9 protein-coding genes are annotated in these 19,085 nt (G+C 65.1%); all 9 read right to left on the minus strand.

Annotation, left to right across the window (positions count from 1 at the left end; all coding sequences use genetic code 11):
• Positions 1–7: 7 nt before the first annotated feature.
• The 9 genes from OV287_RS29425 to icd all read right to left on the minus strand — a co-directional run bounded on the left by OV287_RS29425 (position 8) and on the right by icd (position 18,988).
• Positions 8–3,085 carry a transglutaminase domain-containing protein gene (locus tag OV287_RS29425; RefSeq protein WP_267537367.1) on the minus strand — a complete coding sequence of 1,026 codons (3,078 nt, stop codon included), beginning with the start codon at positions 3,083–3,085 and terminating at the stop codon, positions 8–10.
• 92 nt (positions 3,086–3,177) lie between these two features.
• On the minus strand, positions 3,178–10,512 hold the full coding sequence (locus OV287_RS29430) for a carboxypeptidase regulatory-like domain-containing protein (RefSeq protein WP_267537368.1): 7,335 nt from the start codon (positions 10,510–10,512) through the stop codon (positions 3,178–3,180).
• Between the two features lie 389 nt (positions 10,513–10,901).
• Positions 10,902–11,345, minus strand: a complete 444-nt coding sequence (ndk, locus tag OV287_RS29435) for a nucleoside-diphosphate kinase (protein ID WP_267537369.1) — start codon at positions 11,343–11,345, stop codon at positions 10,902–10,904.
• 36 nt (positions 11,346–11,381) lie between these two features.
• Complete coding sequence (gene sucD / locus OV287_RS29440; protein ID WP_267537370.1) at positions 11,382–12,284, minus strand: succinate--CoA ligase subunit alpha; 903 nt, start codon at positions 12,282–12,284, stop codon at positions 11,382–11,384.
• A 24-nt stretch (positions 12,285–12,308) separates the two neighbouring features.
• Positions 12,309–13,469 (minus strand): ADP-forming succinate--CoA ligase subunit beta, encoded by a 1,161-nt coding sequence (sucC, locus tag OV287_RS29445; protein ID WP_267537371.1) that lies wholly within the window; start codon positions 13,467–13,469, stop codon positions 12,309–12,311.
• A gap of 221 nt (positions 13,470–13,690) precedes the next feature.
• On the minus strand, positions 13,691–14,521 hold the full coding sequence (sdhB, locus tag OV287_RS29450; RefSeq protein WP_267537372.1) for a succinate dehydrogenase iron-sulfur subunit: 831 nt from the start codon (positions 14,519–14,521) through the stop codon (positions 13,691–13,693).
• 21 nt (positions 14,522–14,542) lie between these two features.
• The gene (sdhA, locus tag OV287_RS29455; protein WP_267537373.1) at positions 14,543–16,420 is read right to left on the minus strand and encodes a succinate dehydrogenase flavoprotein subunit; all 1,878 of its coding nucleotides are present in this window, start codon (positions 16,418–16,420) and stop codon (positions 14,543–14,545) included.
• 308 nt (positions 16,421–16,728) lie between these two features.
• Complete coding sequence (gene mdh, locus OV287_RS29460; protein ID WP_267537374.1) at positions 16,729–17,670, minus strand: malate dehydrogenase; 942 nt, start codon at positions 17,668–17,670, stop codon at positions 16,729–16,731.
• A 22-nt stretch (positions 17,671–17,692) separates the two neighbouring features.
• Positions 17,693–18,988, minus strand: a complete 1,296-nt coding sequence (gene icd, locus OV287_RS29465) for an NADP-dependent isocitrate dehydrogenase (RefSeq protein WP_267537375.1) — start codon at positions 18,986–18,988, stop codon at positions 17,693–17,695.
• Positions 18,989–19,085: the final 97 nt, after the last annotated feature.

The raw sequence follows: 19,085 nt of genomic DNA on the forward strand, positions 1-19,085 counted from the left end.
CTATGCCTCAATCTCTGCATTGCCAAACCCATGCATTACCCACAACAACGCTCCCCGTGATAAAACCAATCAGCCTTTGCACAAGCACTCTAACATTGGCCTTCGCCAAGCCAATACCGAACCCGGTTGAGAAACCGCCAGTAAAACATGACATGGTATCAAAGTCCGTAGTGAACGAACTTGCGTAAATAAAACTGGCCAAACCAATCGCCATCACCGCGGCCAAAGCGATCAACGGCCAGCCCAGAGAGATAATTGCTGATGCGGCTGCGGCTGGACCCAACGCAGCCGCCAGGATAATGAACTCGTTGATTATTGCCGTGAGAACCAAGCCGTGAAACAGGCCAATGAGGAACCCTCCGAACCACGCCAGGAGTTTTCCGCCATTCGCACCACCCTCGATCATATAGCCGCCCGCCCCGGTTTCCGGATCAATGACGATATATCCGGTGCCCGACCAGCCATTGACCTCCACCGGGCTCTGGTGAACGGTAACCTCCTTACCGGTGGCGACCGCGGAGCGAACTTCGTCCAGCGTTTCGGGTCGAAGCGTGAGTTGCGGCAATACTGCATCTAGATTCGCGCGGGTGATCGTGTAGATGCGCTGGCCTGCAGCAACCGCCTTCGTGAGCAGTTTGACTGCGGAGATCGCTTCTCCAGGTGTCTGCGGGCCCACGAATAGGTGTTCTGGGACAACATGCTCCATCGTACTCGCAATCTCACCCATGGCGCGGTTGTACCGAACCCAGGCGTTGCGATCGCCATCCATAGACCAGCGGATGTACCTGAGATGACCGATGTCGAGCAAAATCCCTGAGGGCTTGGCACTTCTGGCAATGCCAAAGGAATGCACAACATCCACGTCAGCGTGCGCCAAGCCAAATGAAAGTGCCGGCAAATCAATAATACGGGAAGTCGCTCGCGTAGTGCTTCCGCTGTAATCGATCGCAGCGAAATAGCTCCAGATCGTCAACGTCATCAGATCGCCACCGAGGAACTCACCCGCCAAGTCGTTGAAATTGCCTCCGTCAATCTTGGCCTTTGTTGCCTCAATTCGTGCCTTGAGTTTGCCCAATTGCTGCTTGTCAATGCCGTGAATATTGAGGCCAATCGCCGTGGCCTGACCTGCGATCAGGGCGTCCGAAGTCTCATCCCAGCCCGAGGACAGATCCAGACCGGTAAACCCACCTATCGACAACAATTCCGTGCCCATGGTGACGGGCGCGCCGGTCGCCCGAACGACACCGTCCACGCGAACCTCCGGCTTCAGTCGAATCAAATAGGCCGGATAGCGCAAGGCTGCGTAGTCCTCTGCAGACGGCTGGCTGCCATCGGCATGAGGAGATGGCAGGAGACTTGCCACAAAGGCCAGATCAGCATTCGAAGCCGCCACATAGGACAGCGTCACCTTGCGACCAGCAAGATTGGGGAGGCTCTCCTCGAATGAGAGCATCGGGCTATCGGTAGAGCGGTCGAGGTCATTCGCATAAATCTTGTACCGAAACTTCTGAGTGAGCGCCGATGGTAGATCGGAGTACCTCGCACCTACGGCGATCGCCTTATATGGAAGAGAGGCGGCGAGAATCGCTGCATGATCCTTGATGATGGAATGCGATCCGAACACGTCGCCGTTGGTCGCATTAGGCTTACTCTGCTGAACGTAGTTGTTGAGATCGCTCACATACGTCTCACCGGCAGATTGAATGGCCGCTACGTTGGGATTCTGGATCCACCCCTCCGCTTCATTCACGACAGCTCCGGTGAGAACCGCCGACTCAAGGGCGCTCCCATTGATCGGTATATTGGCTGTGGTGACAAAGCCCTCCTTGAATGTGTATTGTTTGAAGCTAGCGTCCAGAGGCACCCAGGTGTCGCCCTGATGCTGCTTCTGTCCACGGGACGGAGCGAAGTCCACCCAGGCCTCGACCCACACGTGCTCAAGTTCGATGTGCGTGATGCGGCCAGCATTCGTCAGTGCGACATTGGGGACGCCGCCCTGCGCCCAGAGCTGCTGTGCGGCTTCCGGCTTCGTGACTCCTCCCCCCACCCAATTCATCGCGGCATCCGCCGGGACCTGGATGGTTCCGTACACGTAACGCGCGGGAATGCCGCTGGCGCGATAGAGGGCGATCAGAAGCGAAGCGGTATCGAACGCATTGCCTTGCTTCTTGCTGAGCGTCGCGTCGCTGCCCTGGATCGATCCAAAGCTGGGGATGTAGTCGATGTTGTTGCGCACCCAGTTGTAGATCGTCACCGGGTTCTTCCCGAGCGAGATAGCCAGATCAGTGACCGCCTGCGTGATCTGCACGTCATCGGTCGCGGACAGATCGCCGCTAGTCGCCGGAGCAAGGACCGTTCTCGAGGTGGAGTCCGAACCGGCCAGCGATCGCGCGAACGCCTCTGGGGATTTCGCTGGCTTACGCGCCTTGCCATCCGAGACCCGCCACGGAAGCTTGTTCGGATCCAACTTCTTATGGCGCTTGCCCGGCTGGTTGGCGGCAAGAAACTTACCGAGTTCCTCGAGGCTTCTTGCTCGCTTGGCTTCATCGCCAGCAGCGTCAGCGGCCTTGAACTTCTCGAGGATGCGCTTCATCTCCTTCCGCTTCTGCTTGAACGCCAGCTCAGCGGCCTGGTGACGCGCCTTGATCTCCTTCGAGAGCTTCTTGTCGTCGAGCCGCTTCCCGACCTCCGCGAACGAGGCATCCACCGCCGCATCCAGCTTCTCCAGCTGCTGGATCTTTTCGCTGATCGACTGGACTCGCCGCTGCGCACCACTCGTGCTGAGGCCGGCGGCGCCCGACACGGATTGGCGCTGCCCCGGTTTGGCGCTCACCAGTTCCTTGAGATCCTCCAGGGCCTGACCGTACTGGTCATCCGCGGTCGTCACGGCGCTCACAGGCGCCCGCGACTGAACGGGCGGTAGCGATCCCACCACGACCGGCAGTACGCCCGTGTTCGGCCGTGCCGCTGCTGCCGCCGACAGGGGCTTCAGCGACAGGCAGACCATCGCCGCCATCACCAACATGGACATGCCCTGCACGAAGCCGTTGGCGCGGCGGGGTTGCTCTCTGACAGATACCTGCATGGGGTGATTCTCTCTCTACGGCTACGCCCCGGCTGGGGCGTAGCTTCATGAATATTTGAAGGGTGTTGTCAAACCGTACAGCCGGGCCGTCCTCAATCCGCGGACAGCCCCGCCCAACGCAGCCAGTGGCCGAGACTCACGCGCAGCTGGCTGACACCCGAGTCCGTGAGGCCCGACAAGGTATCGGCCGCCGCGAGCACATGCGTCGTGGCCTGCGCTGGAGACGCGGCAATCGCCAGGTCCAGGGAGCCGATGGCATCCGTGAGCACCACGCTGTCCGGGTGACCGTCCTGCACCAGCGCATCGAGCTGGGTCCGGATGTCGCTGAGCGACTCCACCTCCGGGACGAACAGGGTCAACGTGGGCACGGGTGCCACCGACACCGTGTGGCCGTCATGGCTCCCGCTCACCAGAGCCTCCAGGGTCATGGGCCCGGCAACCTCGGGCAGCCGCACCCAGAGCCGCACCGTCTTCACCTCGTCGACCGCAAGGGGGAAGGTGAAGGTCACCGTCTGTCCGCTGGCAATCCCCACTCCCGGATCGATGACGCTCGCCCCGGTGGGCACGGTCACCGTGGTGGTGACGGAAACAGCGATGCCCAGGTTCGCGACCAGGAGCTCGACGGGCACGACGGCACCGGGACCCATGTAGAGGTTCGGCGAGCGCACCCGGTTGAGCAGCGTGCGCAGGGTCTCGGCCGCGAGGCTCGTCTGCCCATCGCGGGTGGCGATGGCGAGCAGATCGACACCCGCGAAGGCGGCCCTACCCCGTCCGTAGCTGTTCAGGGTCAGCGTATCCAGCTCGAGTCCCGGCTGGCTCACGCCACCATCCAGCACATAGGTGCCCAGGCTCTCCGCGGTGAGGCGGTTGATGCGCAGGGGAACCTCGTCGGTCAGCACCCCGAACTCCCCGTTCTCGGGAGCCCCGGCGTACGTGGGCTTCACGCCCAGGACGTTGATGACGGTGTTGGCGTATTCGATCCCCAGGGCGCCGTGCACGAGCGAGTGGCGCGAATCATGGTCGCCCGCGATGACGAGTCCCTCGCCACGGAAGACCGCCTCGCGCAGCTCCTTCTGGACCTGCTGGTCGAGCGTCTCCGCCTCGGTCAACAGGACATAGGTGCTGTATCCGCCGCTGCGCAGCTCGGTGACGAAGTCAGCCGCCGACTCGGTGAGGGTGAAGGAATAACCCGCCTCGGTGAGCAGCTGCGTCAGGAAGGCCTTCTGCACGGAGAGCAGCGGGGCACTGGCGGGCCCATGGGGGTCCACATCCGCCGCGCCGTCCTCCGGGTGGGCCGGGTCGAGCAGCACGAGCACGCGGCCCCTGCCATTGGGAGAGAGGTTGGCGTAGAGGCCGATGGGAGACTGGACCACCTGGAAGCCAGCGACGGCCAGGGTGCGGGTGCTCCCCTCCAGTTCGGCCTTGAGAACACAGGCATAGCCGCCCGGGACGAGCTCATGGGCCACGACGTTGCGCACGTAGACGTGCCCCGCTCCGCCTGGCGTCAGGTTCACGGTCTGGGAGACCTCGTCCAGCACCGTGCCAGCGCCAACATCGACGAGCTGGTGGGTCAGCGTCAAGCCCGTCACCGTGCTGGCCGAGACGGTCTTCGTGGTGTCGGTGCAGACGTTGGGCTCGCCCTTGTAGACCAGCGACGAGGCCACGGTCACCGTTCCGGTGACGCCCTGCAGGGCACTGCGCTCCACCTGGAACTGGGTCGTACTGGTGCTCAACACCGCCCGGGTGAGCGCGTCCTTGAGCACCAGGGTGACCTGGTACTGACCGCTGACGGCGTCGGCCAGCTTCAACCCGAAGGGCAGATCCATCAGCCCCCCCGGCGCGAGCTGGTTGACGTTGCGCGTGTCGAAGTAGAGCGTGTCACCGAACGGCGTCTTCACGGTGAGCTCGACACGCGAGTTCGCGAGGTGAGCATTGGTCGCGTCGTTGCGCACACGACCCGTGAGCTCCACCGCATCCCAGGCGTTGTAGGTCGGTTTGTCCGTCGTAACCAGGGTGGAGGCGACGACCGTGGGGGCGCCAATCGTGAAAGGCGCCACGGCCTCGGCGACCAATCGGCCCTGCGCGTCGAGCAGCTTCGCGTAGACCTCGTAATTCCCTACCAGGGTGGCAGCGGTGTTCCACGAGGCATTCAGCGTCTGCACCAGGGAGGCACCGAGGTCGGTCACGGACTGCGGCGGGAGCGTCGCCAGCGAAGCGGCGCTACCGGGCGCACGGATCTCCAACAGCACCTGACCCGAGGCGGACGTCACGCCGGTGTTCTTCACCGTGGAGGTGATCTCCACCTGCTCGTTGGCCTGGTAGAGCGACTTGTTGGTCGCGATCTCCAGGGTCATCGCATCCGCGGTGCTGACTTCCGGGATGTCCAGCAGGAGCTGGACCTTCTCAGCCAGGAAGGAGTTGCTGAACTCCAGATAGGCCTGGCTCGCCACCAGCCGCTGCTCGTGCAGCGCCATGTTGCTCAGGGTCAGATCGAACTCCACGTCGCGCCCTTCGCCGGTCACGCCCTGCAGATTCCAGACGTAGTGGGAGCCGCTGCTGGTGCTGGCCGGCACGAGCGTCGGGTTGCTGAGCTGGACCGACGCCGGCAGCTCGACGTGCAGATCGATGTCGATGCCACCCAGCCGCTCGAGGGCCTTGGGCATGAAGACCATCACGAAGCTCGTCGTCGAGAGCGTATAGGGGCTGCCTCCCCAGGAGCCATTCACGGCCTGCGTGTTGAGCAGGTACTGGATGGCATTGCGGATCCGCGGATCATCCGCAGACGGATTCTGGTACTCGAGCGCGAGACCCACCATGGCGGCAGCCAACGCATCGCTGCTGTTGCCCTGGACCTGCGCCCAGCCGCCGTCGGCACGCTGGCGGTTGCGCAAGAGGTTGTCCTCGTAAGCAATCGCCGCGTCGATCTGGGCGAGCAGTGCCGTGTCGGTCACCACTCTACGGGCCTCGGCGAGTCCGATGAGCCGCTGTGCATGCACGAGGTTGTTGGTGGTGGTCTCCTGGTGGGTCGCGATGAAGTAGCGCGCCACGCGGGGAATCTCGACGAGCAGATCGTCACGCAGCTGATTGATAGCGGCGGCATCCATCGTGCCGGGCACCACCTTCTGCAGGAAGTAGGTGGAGTCGTTGCTTACGTAGATGTGGCCACCGGTCGCCACGATGGCGCGCGCCTTGCTCACCTCGGCGACACGCTCGACGATGTTGCCATCCGGACCCGGACGCACCCGCATCACACCCTCGGTGGACGTGAACGGCTCATTAACCCGCGGCCTGGTAATGACCGTCACATACAGGGTGTTGTCAGGCGCCAGCACCATCCGATACGGCGCGTAGGCGAAGCCTCCCGCCATGACGGACACCGTGCGATCCGTCTTCGACACCTTCAGGATGTTGTAGCCTTCATGGTTCGCGATCAGCAGGTTGCCGTCCGCGTCGAACACCAACTCACTGGGCCAGTCCAACAACCCACCTGAGACATAGACCTCCACCACCCCCGCCTGGCTCCTGCGCAGGATCCGGTTGTTGAGCGAGTCGGACAGGTACAGCCACCCATCCGGACCGATGACACCATCCCGGAGACGGCTCGTCTGTCCTCCCACGGTCACGTCCACCCGGGTGCGATCAGGTTTGATCGTGATGAGGGTCGGCGACGAGTCGCGGGTGACATACATGGTCCCGTCGCTTCCCATGATCAGACCCTGGATGGTGGACGGCAGGCCCGAGACGACGGTGGTCACCGTCCCGGTCTGCAGATCCATGCTCTCGATGACGCCAGCCCTGACCATGTAGAGAAACCCATCGGGACCCATCGCCATGTCCTCCACGGGCGTGGTGGCGGTGCCCATCGGGAGGACATCGGTCAGGGAGTAGTCCGTGGGCATCGACTCGAGCTTGGGAATGTCCTTCAGGACGCTGACCAATCCCTTGACAGCCAGCCCGGCGTAGATCGCCTCGTGGTTCCACCAGCCCTGGTTGTAATCCCGTTGCCACCAGGTCTGATCGCCGCTCCGGTACTTGTTGTTGAGCAGGAATCGCGCGGCCTTGGCCTTCGTGCGGAAGGCGTTCTGGGCATCGGGCCACGCGGACAGGGACCACAGGCCAAAGATGGTCTGGTTCTTGACTTGCGAGGGATAGGAATTCTGCAGGGCCCCATCCGTCCACTGGCTGCTGGTGACGGCGTTGTAGAGCACCTGCGTCGCCGTCCGGTCCACGGTGACCTTGTCGAAGGAGCTCGACAGGCCGAGCAGGCTCTGGGCCTGGATATGGCAGCCCAGGCACTGGTGCGAGCTGTTCCAGGAGACGGCGGCCGGCGCCGTATAGTCGGCTCCGCGCTTCACGGCCTCCTTCACCAGAGTGAAGAGCGGATCGGTGCTGCCCGCCAGGGTGACATCCACGCCCTGCACGCTGATCTTTCCGCGCACGGTGTGCGTGCCCTCGGGCACGACGTGCCGATCCACCGTGAACGTGCCGCTCGCCTTGTCACCGACGTACAGCCGGCTGGTGAGCTCGCCCGCGATGCCCGGGGTCTTCGGGACCACGCGCACCTGCAGGTTGCCGGCGGTAGCCGCCACCCAGGAGCCGAAGACCACCGAAGTGCTGGCACCAACCGCCAGGGTGCCCGTGGAGGCCTCGGCGGAGTACAGCACGGCCGCCGTGTCCGGATGCACGACCGTCAGCGTGTACGCACCGGCCGGCAGCGGCGTGTTGCCCGCGTTGCGCACCAGCGCCGAGAAGCTCACCGGCGTGGACATGCCCGCTTGGGCCAGCGGCGGATTGATGCCCATCGCACCGTCGATCCCCATCGTCGGGATGACCTTCGTGTAGGTGCTCTCCTCCGCCAGCACCACGCCCAGCGGCTCGAGGCGGGTGACGGTGCCGACCTCCACCACGCGCAGGACCAGCCTGTACGTGCCCGCCGCGAACTGCAGCGTGTTCCACGGGATGGTGAGCACCTTCGGCTCGCCCGGGGCGAAGGTGAACTGGCTCTGCGGGATGGTCGTTCCCTCGGCGTAGGGCGAGACGGTCGCCACCGTCGTGCCCGTCGCGTCCTGGATTTCGCCCAACACCAGGGCCGACCCGGGCTCGGGCAACAGGCTGGCGATGTGGGCGGTGAACAGCGCCTTGCCATTCGCTCCGGTCTCCGCCTGGTTCGCGCTCAGCGAGACGATCTGGAAGCTGTCCCCCGGCACCGGTTGCAGTGAAGGATTGAAGGGGTATTCGCCATGCGCGGAGAGCTTCACGCTGGAGATCCGCGAGTCATAACCCACCGCGGACACCTGCACGGAGAACGACAGGCTGGTGATACCACCGAGGTTGTAGTGCCCCGTGGCGTCCGTGGTAGCCGACAGCGCGGTGCCCGTGACGGTCACCCGGGCACCACTGATGGGGGCGCCACTCACGGTGTCGGTCACCACACCCGCCAGGGTGCTCGTGGTCGCCCCGGGAACGTCCGGCGGCGGCGGGGACAACTGGAGCTGCACCTCGGCCTCACCCATCGCCGACACCTGAATCGTATAGGTGTGCGGGAGATAGCCGGTGGCGCTCACGGACAGACTGAAGTTCTTGAGGGTGATTCCGGTGAGGACGAAGCGCCCGTCCGTACCGGTGGTGGCCCCTGCCCCACTCTCCGTCAGCGTCACCGTGGCGCCGGCAATCGGCGCGCCACTCACGCCATTCACGACCAGGCCGCGCAGCGTCAACGTGGTCGGCGCCGGCGTCGTCTCCACCGGAAAGAGCGACATCGTCCCAATCTCGCCGCTGGCCCCCGCGGTGAACACCAGGCTGAAGGTGCCCGCATGATAGCCGGAGGCAGTCACCGTGCCCTCGTAGGTCCCGCGCGGCACGGACGTGATGCGGAACGACCCGTCCGCCCCCGTGGTGGCGCTCAGCCCGCCGCCCAGGTTGAACACCGCGCCGACAAGGGGCTGGCCGGTCTTGCCATTCACCACCTGGCCCACGACGGTCCCCGGCGCATCGTCCACATAGCCTCCGGGCACGGCCGCGGTCATGCCGGGCTGCATGGACAGCACCCGGCCAGCCACGATGGTCACCGTGCCAGTCAGGGTGTTGAAGCCCGTCTTCGCGAAGCGCACCGTGTAGCTGCCCGGTACCATCGGACCGAAGTCGAACTCGCCCGCCCCGTTCGTCAGCACCGACTGGCTGAACGTTCCAGTCAGCGACACCTGCACCGACTGGAGCGGCTCGAGCGTCGCGGCGTCGAACACCTTGCCGCGCAGCAGACCGGTATCGGGGACCACCTCCAGCACCAGCGTGCCCGCGAGGGTGACCTCGTTGGCATCCACACCGACCGCGACACCGGCCGACGTGTAGCCCGCCTTGGTCGCGATCACCGTGTAGTCGCCCGGGGGCAGGCCCGGGAACATGAAGAAACCATCCCCGTTGGTGGCCACCTGGATGCCGGTCAGCTCGTTGATGGTGACCGTGACACCGGAGAGGGGCTCGGAGCTGTTGGCCCTCACGACGTAACCGGAGATGGCTCCCTCCGTCGGCGTCGACGTCGACCCTCCGCTGCCGCTGGTGCGGGACTCGACGGCCCGGATCGCCTGGAGCGCCAGGGCGGTGGTGTAGCTGTCGTTGATCCAGCTCCCATTGGGGAGTTGGAGGGCCCGCAAGGCGGCAACACTGCTGGAGACCACCGACACATCACTCAGGTTCGGCGCGACGGCGAGCAACGCCAGGGCGCTCAGGAACTCCTCACCCCAAAGCCCGTCCGAGCCACGGCGGGAGAGCAGGAAGTTCTGCCCACCGGTGAGCACCCCCGCCACGCTCGCATAGGTGGTGCGATAGGGCAGCAGGGCGCGCATGCTCGCGGCGGTGAGATAGACCGACGCATCGTTCGCCCCATCGGCCCAGCCACCATTGGACTGCTGGTGCTCACGAAGGAACCCGATCGCCCGGACGGCCTGAGCGCTCGTCGCCTGGTTCGTCGACGCCAGCGCCTCGAGCGCCATGGCGGTGTCGAGCACGCTCGAGCCGTAGCCCGGCCGATCACCGAAGCCACCATCCGCGTTCTGGCGGGAGAGAAGTTGGGAGATCCACGTGGGATCGACCGTGTAGCCCTGCTGGGCATTGACCACGATCTTGCGAGCAAGGAACTCGGTATGGGTCCCCGCATCGAGGTTGAGATAGCCGAGGGCGGAGGCGAACCCCGGGGCCGCAGTCTGTCCCAGCGCCTGATGGGCGCGCAGCACCTCGGCGGTGGACTGCACCGGTGTGGCGAGTGAGGCCAGCTCTCCGCCGTAGCTCCCGTCGTCGGAGTTCTGCCGGGTGGAGAGCCAATCGAGACCATCGGCGGCATGAACGGAGAAGGAGCAGAGCAGGATCATCCATCCCGCCAACATCCCCACCCGCCGAGCCACACTCCTCAAAAAACCCGCAACAGCAGACATGCCCTACCCCCTCCACTGGGTGCAAATCGCAAAACTCGTTGGAGCAGACCTCAGAAACCCTAACAAAACCGGTATGGCGTCCCTGCTTCTGGCGGGCTCAGCAAAGGCCGAAGCGGTTTTGTGAGGGCCGCCTAGCAGGCCACGTGCCACGGTCTGGCTCCGATCAACCCTCCAGAATCCTTGGAGCCTGCTCGCCTATCCAGACATCGGGTGACAAATTTTGTACGCGAGATGACCAATCTCGTCATTCCGCCTCGGGCGTCAAAGGACTCCCGCCCGCTTCACATAGCTGCCAGGATCAACAGCTCGGGTGCCAGAAAAGACGGCGGCCCGGCACCCGCGGAGGAGCGCGGGAGCCGGGCCGTGTCCCGGGCGCGAGGCCCTACCTGCTACTTCTTGGCCGTCCAGTCGTAGCCGTGGATCTCGGTCTCGCGGAAGAAGTACGCGATCTCGATCTTCGCGTTCTCCAGGCTGTCCGAGCCGTGCACCGTGTTCTGGTCGATGCTGGTGGCGAAGTCGCGGCGGATGGTGCCAGGGGCCGCGTTGGCCGGGTTGGTGGCGCCCATGATGTCGCGGTTGGCCAGGACGGCGTTCTCACCCTCCAGCACCATCAGCACCACGGGGCCGGAGATCATGAAGCTCACCAGGTCCTTGAAGAAGGGGCGCGCCTTGTGGACGGCGTAGAACCCCTCGGCCTGGGCCTGGGAAAGCTGCTGCAGGCGGATGGCGACCGGCTTGAGACCCTTCTCCTCGAAGCGGGAGATGATCTTTCCGATGACGCCCTTCTGGAGCCCGTCGGGCTTGATGATGGACAGCGTACGCTCGATGGCCATGGTGATGGTCCTCGGTATGACGTGTGAGAGGTGGAACTAGCGGTTCTTCTTGGGAGCGCCGCGGCGGACGGCCTCCTGAAGCGTGGTGCCGAGCTCGGCAGGGCTGGCGGCCATGACGAAGCCAGCGGCCTCCATGGCCTTGATCTTCTCCGAGGCCGTGCCCTTGCCGCCGGAGATGATGGCGCCGGCGTGGCCCATGCGCTTGCCCGGAGGAGCCGACTGGCCGGCGATGAAGCCGGCGATGGGCTTGGTGAACTCGCGCGCCACGTACTCGGCGCCGCGCTCCTCGGCGTCGCCGCCGATCTCGCCGATCATGATGACGGCGTCCGTCTCGGGGTCGGCGTTGAAGAGCTTCAGCACGTCCACGAAGTCCGTGCCGTTGACCGGATCACCACCGATGCCCACCGCGGTGGACTGGCCCAGGCCCAGCTGGGTGAGCTGGTACACGGCCTCGTAGGTGAGCGTGCCCGAGCGCGACACCACGCCGATGCGGCCCGGCTTGTGGATGTGGCCCGGCATGATGCCGATCTTGCACTTGGCGCCCGGGGTGATGACACCGGGACAGTTGGGGCCGATCAGCCGCACGCCCGGCTTACCCTGCAGGTAGCGCTTGGCCTTGACCATGTCGTTGACGGGGATTCCCTCGGTGATGGTGATGATGAGGGAGATGCCCGCGTCGGCGGCCTCCATGATGGAGTCGGCGGCGAAGGGGGGCGGAACGAAGATGACCGAGGTGTTGGCGCCGGTCTGCTTCACCGCGTCGGACACCGAGTTGAAGACGGGGACCTTGCCCTCGAAGTCGGTACCGCCCTTGCCCGGCGTGACGCCGGCGACCAGCTTCGTCCCGTACTCCAGCATCTGCTTGGAGTGGAACGAGCCCGCCGAGCCAGTGATGCCCTGGCAGAGGACCTTCGTGTTCTCGTTGACGAGGATGCTCATGGCTTGAACCTTTCTCTGCCTGGACTACTTCAGCGCCGCGACAGCCTTCTCGGCGGCCTGACGGAGGTTGTCGGCGGGGGTGATGGCGAGGCCGGAGTTGCTCAGCAGCGCCTTGCCCTGCTCCACGTTGGTGCCCTCGAGCCGCACCACGAGCGGAACCTTGAGCTGCACTTCCTTCGCCGCGGCGATGATGCCCTCGGCGATGACATCGCACTTCATGATGCCGCCGAAGATGTTGACGAGCACCGCCTTCACGGCCGGATCGGCGAGGATCAGCTTGAAGGCCGCCGTCACCTTCTCCTTGCTGGCGCCGCCACCCACGTCGAGGAAGTTGGCCGGCGCACCGCCCACCAGCTTGATGGTGTCCATGGTGGCCATGGCCAGACCCGCGCCGTTCACCATGCAGCCGATGTTGCCCTCGAGCGCGATGTAGGCCAGGTCCCACTCCTTGGCCTGGGTCTCGCGCGGCTCCTCCTCGGCGATGTCGCGGTACTCGAGCAGATCCTTGTGCCGGTACAACGCGTTCTCGTCGAAGTCCACCTTCGCGTCGAGCGCCACCACGCCGCCGTCCTTGAGGATGACCAACGGGTTGATCTCCACCAGGGAGGCGTCCGTCTCCATGAACATGCGGTAGAGCGCGGAACAGAACTGGACGAACTTGTTCACCGTGGGGCCGCTGAGGCCCAGGCCGAAGGCCAGCTTGCGGCCCTGGAAGTCCTGGAAGCCCACGGCCGGATCCACCGCCTCGCGGAGGATCTTCTCGGGGCTGTGAGCGGCCACCTCCTCGATCTCCACGCCACCCTCACGGGAGGCCATGAAGGTGACGCGCGAGGTGGCGCGATCCAGCGTCACACCGAGGTACAGCTCCTGGCCGATGGCCAGGCCCTCCTCGATGTAGACCTTGTGGACCGTCTGGCCCTCGGGCCCGGTCTGAATCGTCTTGAGCTTCATGCCCAGCATCTGCTTGGCGAGCTCCTTGGCCTCTGCGGGGCTCTTGGCGAGCTTCACGCCGCCACCCTTGCCGCGGCCACCCGCGTGGATCTGGGCCTTCACGACGACCACCGGCGTGCCCAGCTCCTTGGCGGCCGCCTCGGCATCTTTGGGCGAGAGCGCGAGAATGCCGCGCGGCGTGGGAACGCCGTACTTCCGGAAGATTTCCTTGCCCTGGTACTCGTGGATCTTCATCGAGGCTCCGGGTGACGCGAGTGATGCGAGACTGGCACCCGGAAGCGAGCCCCCGGGGCGGAACGGCACGGGTGCCTCTCTCGCGCAGAATGGCCCGCTTGGCAAGGCCCTACTGTCAAGGGCCAATCAGACGGACCAGAAAGAACCGAGGCTCCGGTCCGGCGAGGAACAGCCGGATGCGGAGCCTCGTGAAACGACAGTGTGACGGATGCGGCCCTGCCCTACCCCGGACCGCCCGCGGCCTTCTTCTCGTCGCCCAGGTCGAAGAAGATGTCCTTGATGACCTGCTTGGTCACCTCGCGGTTCATCACCGCGATGGAGGTGGTCAGCGGAATCTCCTTCGGGCACACCTTCACGCAGTTCTGCGCCTTGCCGCAGTCCTGGATGCCGCCCGGCCCCATGAGACCCCGGACGCGCTCCTCGGCGTTCATCTTGCCGGCGGGGTTCATGTTGAAGAGCCGAGCCTGGCTGATGGCCGCGGCGCCGATGAAGTCGTTGTCCAGCGTCACCTGCGGGCAGGCCTCGACGCAGCTGCCACACGTGATGCACGTGGACAGCTTGTACATCACCGTGTGGTCGGCCTGGGACTGGCGCGGACCGGGACCCAGGTTGTGCGTGCCGTCGATGTTGATCCACGCCTTGACGCGCTTGAGCGCCTCGAACATGCGGCTGCGATCCACCGCCAGGTCGCGCGCGACGGGGAACTTCTTCATCGGCTCCAGGGTGATGATGGGCTCCCCGTCACCGATGATGCGATCGATCAGCGCCGAGCAGGCCATACGGACCCGCCCGTTGATGTTCATGGCGCAGCTGCCGCACACCTCCTCGAGGCAGGCGGCGTCATAGATGGCCGGGGACACCCGGCGCCCGTCGGTGGTGACCGGGTTGCGCTGGATCTCCATCAGGCAGGAGATGACGTTGGCGCCCTTGTTGTACGGGACGCGGAACTCGTCGAAGTGACCCGGCTTGTCCGGGCCATCCTGCCGCCAGATGCGGAAGGTGACGTGCTTCGTGGTGGTGCTGACAGGCGCCTGCGCGGTCGCGTTGTCCATGGCGTTCCCTCCGTCCCTTCCTTAGGCGTACCAGCGCGGCTCGGGATCGAGCACGGGCGTGGGGATGTCCTGATAGGTGATCTGCGGGCCCTCGACCGAGTAGGCGGCCATGGTCGTCTTGGCCCACTTCTCGTGGCGCTTCTTCCACAGCGCCATCCACTCGGGATCCTTCGTCGGATCCTTCACCTTGGGCTCGGGCAGCGAGAACTCCGGCTTGTAGTGGGCGCCGCGGCTCTCGTCGCGCATCAGCGCGCTCTTGGCGATCACCTCGGCCAGCTCGAACATGTTCCAGAGCTGGTTGACGTAGGAGATGCTCCGGTTGCCCACGTTGCCGGTGTCCAGCGCGTTGCAGCTCTTCCAGCGCTCCTTGAAGTCGCGGATCTTCTCCAGCGTCTTCTTGAGCCGGTCGTTGTAGCGGACGACGGTGCAGTTCTCCGTCATCACATCGCCCAGCTCCTTGGTGAGCCCGTACGCGTTCTCCTTGCCGTCCATCTTCTTGATGGTGGCGAAGCGATCCGCCCAGTACTTCTGCGCGTCGGCGAAGTACTTCTGGTTGTCCACGTCGTCGGCGCTCTTGGACTGGCTCTTGGCGAAGGCCACCATGGCCGGGCCGCCGATCATGCCGCTGTAGATGCAGGAGAGCAGCGAGTTGGCGCCCAGGCGGTTCGCGCCGTGGTAGGCGTAATCCGCCTCGCCCGCGGCATACAGGCCGGGAATGTTGGTGGACTGGTTGACGGGGCTGCCCACCAGCGGCTCGTTGTTCGGACCCGCCTCGAACTTCACGTACAGGCCGCCCATCGAGTAGTGCATGCCCGGGAAGATCTTCATGGGCACGTGGCGCGGGTCATCGCCCACGAACTTCTCGTAGATCTCCATCACGCCGCCCAGCTTGGCGGTGAGCACGTGGGCCGGGATGTGCGTGACGTCCAGGTACACGGCGTCGCCGCCGTCCAGACCCAGGCCCATCTCGCGGCACACCGTGAAGATCTCCCGGGTGGCCACGTCGCGCGGCACCAGGTTCTTGTACTTGGGGTACTTCTCCTCGAGGAAGTAGAAGCGCTCGCTCTCGGGGATGTCCTTGGGGTCGCGGACGTCGCCCTTCTTCCTGGGCACCCAGACGCGGCCACCCTCGCCACGCACCGACTCGCTCATCAGGCGCAGCTTGTCCTCACCCGGAATGGAGGTGGGGTGCACCTGGATGAACTCGCCGTTGGAGTAGATGGCGCCCTCCATGTAGGCGCGGCCGGCGGCGGTACCGGTGTTGATGATGGAGTTGGTGGAGCGCCCGAAGACGACGCCCGGACCACCCGTGGCGAGGCACACGGCCTCGGCCGGGAAGGTGCGGATCTCATTGGTCCGCAAGTCCATGGCCACGCTGCCGATGACGCGGCCCGAGCCGTCCTTCACCGTGCCCAGCCACTCCCAGTACTCGTACTTGGTGACGCGGCCCTCGGCCTCCCAGCGGCGCACCTGCTCGTCCAGCGCGTACAGCAGCTGCTGGCCGGTGGTGGCACCCGCGAAGGCCGTGCGGTGGTGCAGCGTGCCGCCGAAGCGCCGGAAGTCCAGCAGACCCTCGGGCGTACGGTTGAACGTCACCCCCATGCGGTCCAGCAGGTAGATGACGCCCGGCGCCGCGTGGCACATGCCCTTGACGGAGATCTGCTCGGCCAGGAAGTCGCCGCCGCGCAGCGTGTCCTTCACGTGGATGTCCGGGGAGTCACCCTCACCCTTCGTGTTCACCGCGCCGTTGATGCCGCCCTGGGCGCAGACCGAGTGGGAACGCTTCACCGGCACGAGCGACAGGATGTCGACCTGATGACCGGCCTCGGCAAGCTTGATGGTGGTCATCAGCCCGGCGAGTCCGCCGCCCACCACCGTGAACCGCGCTGCTGCTGCCATGCTGCGTCTCCTTGGTGACCGGAGGGCCAGACGCCTCTGGGGGGGCAAGGCCGGCGCCGCAACTGTGCGAGCGCGACGCTCGAACCTCCGGTGCGAATACTTCCGGCTAGTTAACTGGTGAATTCAGCGAGCCGCAAAGATTACCGGAGCGGAGGGATAAGCCCACTCCATCTCCGGCATCAGCCCCGCTCGTGGGATTGCGCAGGCGCCCTCCCCCTCTGGGAGAGGGCGGGGAGGTGAGGGCCGTCACCCGGTAGCATGGGAAGACCCTCACCCTGACCCTCTCCCAAAGGGAGAGGGGAGATTCACTAGAGCTTCACTTCGCCGACGGTCTTCTTCACCGACTCGAAGGACTTGTTGAGCTCGGCCTTCTCGGCGTCGTTGAGCTGCACGTCGATGATCTTCTCCACGCCGCCCGCGCCGATCTGCGTGGGGACGCCGAAGAAGTAGCCGCTGAGGCCGTACTGCCCCTCGAGCAGGGCGGCGGCCGGCAGCACGCGCTTGCGGTCGAGCAGGTAGCTCTCGGCCATGGCGATGGAGCTGGAGGCGGGAGCGAAGTAGGCGCTGCCCGTCTTGTAGAGGTTCACCAGCTCGGCGCCGCCCTTGCGGGTGCGGTCGATGATGGCGTCCAGCTTGTCCTTGGCGATCAGCTGGGTCAGGGGCACGCCGCCCACGGTGCTGTGGCGAACCAGCGGCACCATGTCGTCACCGTGGCCGCCGAGCACCAGCGCCTCCACGTCACGGATGGAGCAGCCGAGCGCCTCGGCCACGAAACACTTGAAGCGGCTGGTGTCGAGCACGCCCGCCATGCCGACGACCATGTTCTTGGGAAGTCCGGCGATCTTGTGGAGCGCGAACACCATCGCGTCCAGCGGGTTGGCCACGTTGATCACGAAAGCGTTGGGGCAGTGCTGCTTGATGTTGGCCGCCACGTCCCGCATGATCTTCAGGTTGACGTCGAGCAGATCCTCGCGGCTCATGCCCGGCTTCCGGGGCACGCCAGCGGTGATGATGACGACGTCCGAGCCGGCCACGTCCTTCCAGTCAGTGGAACCAGTGACGCGGCAGTCGTAGCCGTCCACCGCGGAGAGCTGGTTGATGTCCAGCGCCTTGCCCTTGACCAGGCCCTCGGCCACGGGGATGTCGTAGAGGACGACGTCGCCGAGCTGCTTCTGCACCGCGAGCAGGGCCAGGTTGCCGCCGATCTGACCACCGCCGATAAGACCGATCTTCTTCTTGGTGTGAGCCATGTGGGTTGTCTCCCCGTAACGACTACATGTTCTTGATGATGGCCTGGCCGAACTCGGAGCACTTCACCTCGGTGACGTTGCCCTGGTTCTCCTGGCGCATCAGGCGGGCGAAGTCGTAGGTGACCGTCTTGTTGGCGATGGCCTTGTCCATGCCCTGGATGATCAGGTCGGCGGCCTCGTGCCAGCCCATGTGGCGCAGCATCATCTCGCCGGAGAGGATGACCGAGCCCGGGTTCACCTTGTCCAGGTCCGCGTACTTGGGCGCGGTGCCATGGGTGGCCTCGAAGACGGCGTGGCCGGTGACGTAGTTGATGTTGCCGCCCGGCGCGATGCCGATGCCGCCCACCTGCGCGGCCAGCGCGTCGGACAGGTAGTCACCGTTGAGGTTGAGCGTGGCGATCACGTCGAACTCGTCCGGACGCGTCAGCACCTGCTGCAGGGTGATGTCCGCGATGGAGTCCTTGATGATGATCTTCCCGGCGGACACGGCGGCCTTCTGCTCGGCGTTCGCGGCGTCCTCGTTCTTGGCGGCCTTGGTGGCCTCCCACTGATCCCAGGTGTAGACCTTCTCACCGAACTCGCGCACCGCCAGGTCGTAGCCCCACTTGCGGAAGGCGCCCTCGGTGAACTTCATGATGTTGCCCTTGTGCACGATCGTCACGCTCTTGCGCTTGTGGCGCACGGCGTACTCGATGGCGGCGCGCACCAGGCGCTCGGTGCCTTCCTTCGACACGGGCTTGATGCCGATGCCCACGTTCTCCGGGAAGCGGATCTTGCTGAAGTCCTTCGGGAACTCCTTCTTCAGGAAGTCGAGGAACTTCGCCGCGTTGGCGCTACCGGCCTCGAACTCGATACCGGCGTAGATGTCCTCGGTGTTCTCCCGGAAGATGGTCATGTCGACCTTCTCGGGGGTCTTCACCGGGCTGGGCACGCCCTTGAAGTAGCGCACGGGGCGCAGGCACACGTACAGGTCCAGCATCTGGCGCAGCGCGACGTTCAGCGAGCGGATGCCACCACCCACCGGCGTGGTCAGCGGGCCCTTGATGCCCACCAGGTACTCGCGGAACGCGGCGACCGTCTCGTCGGGCAGCCAGTTGTTGACCGTCTTGAACGCCTTCTCGCCGGCCAGCACCTCGAACCAGGAGATCTTCTTCTTGCCCTTGTAGGCCTTCTCCACCGCCGCGTCGAAGACGGCCTGCGAAGCGCGCCAGATGTCGCGGCCGGTGCCGTCACCCTCGATGTAGGGGACGATGGGGTGATCCGGCACGGACAGCTTGCCGTTCTGCAGGGTGATCTTCTCGCCGCTCGGAGGGGCCATGAACGAAGCTCCTGACACTGGGAAGGGTGTGACCTTGTGGGCGGCGGATGCTTTGCAACACTGGCCCCCCGCGTCAAGGATGTTCGGCAGCCCCCAA

Origin of the sequence: Archangium lansingense, assembly GCF_026626635.1 — a bacterium.
GTDB classification, from domain to species: domain Bacteria; phylum Myxococcota; class Myxococcia; order Myxococcales; family Myxococcaceae; genus Archangium; species Archangium lansingense.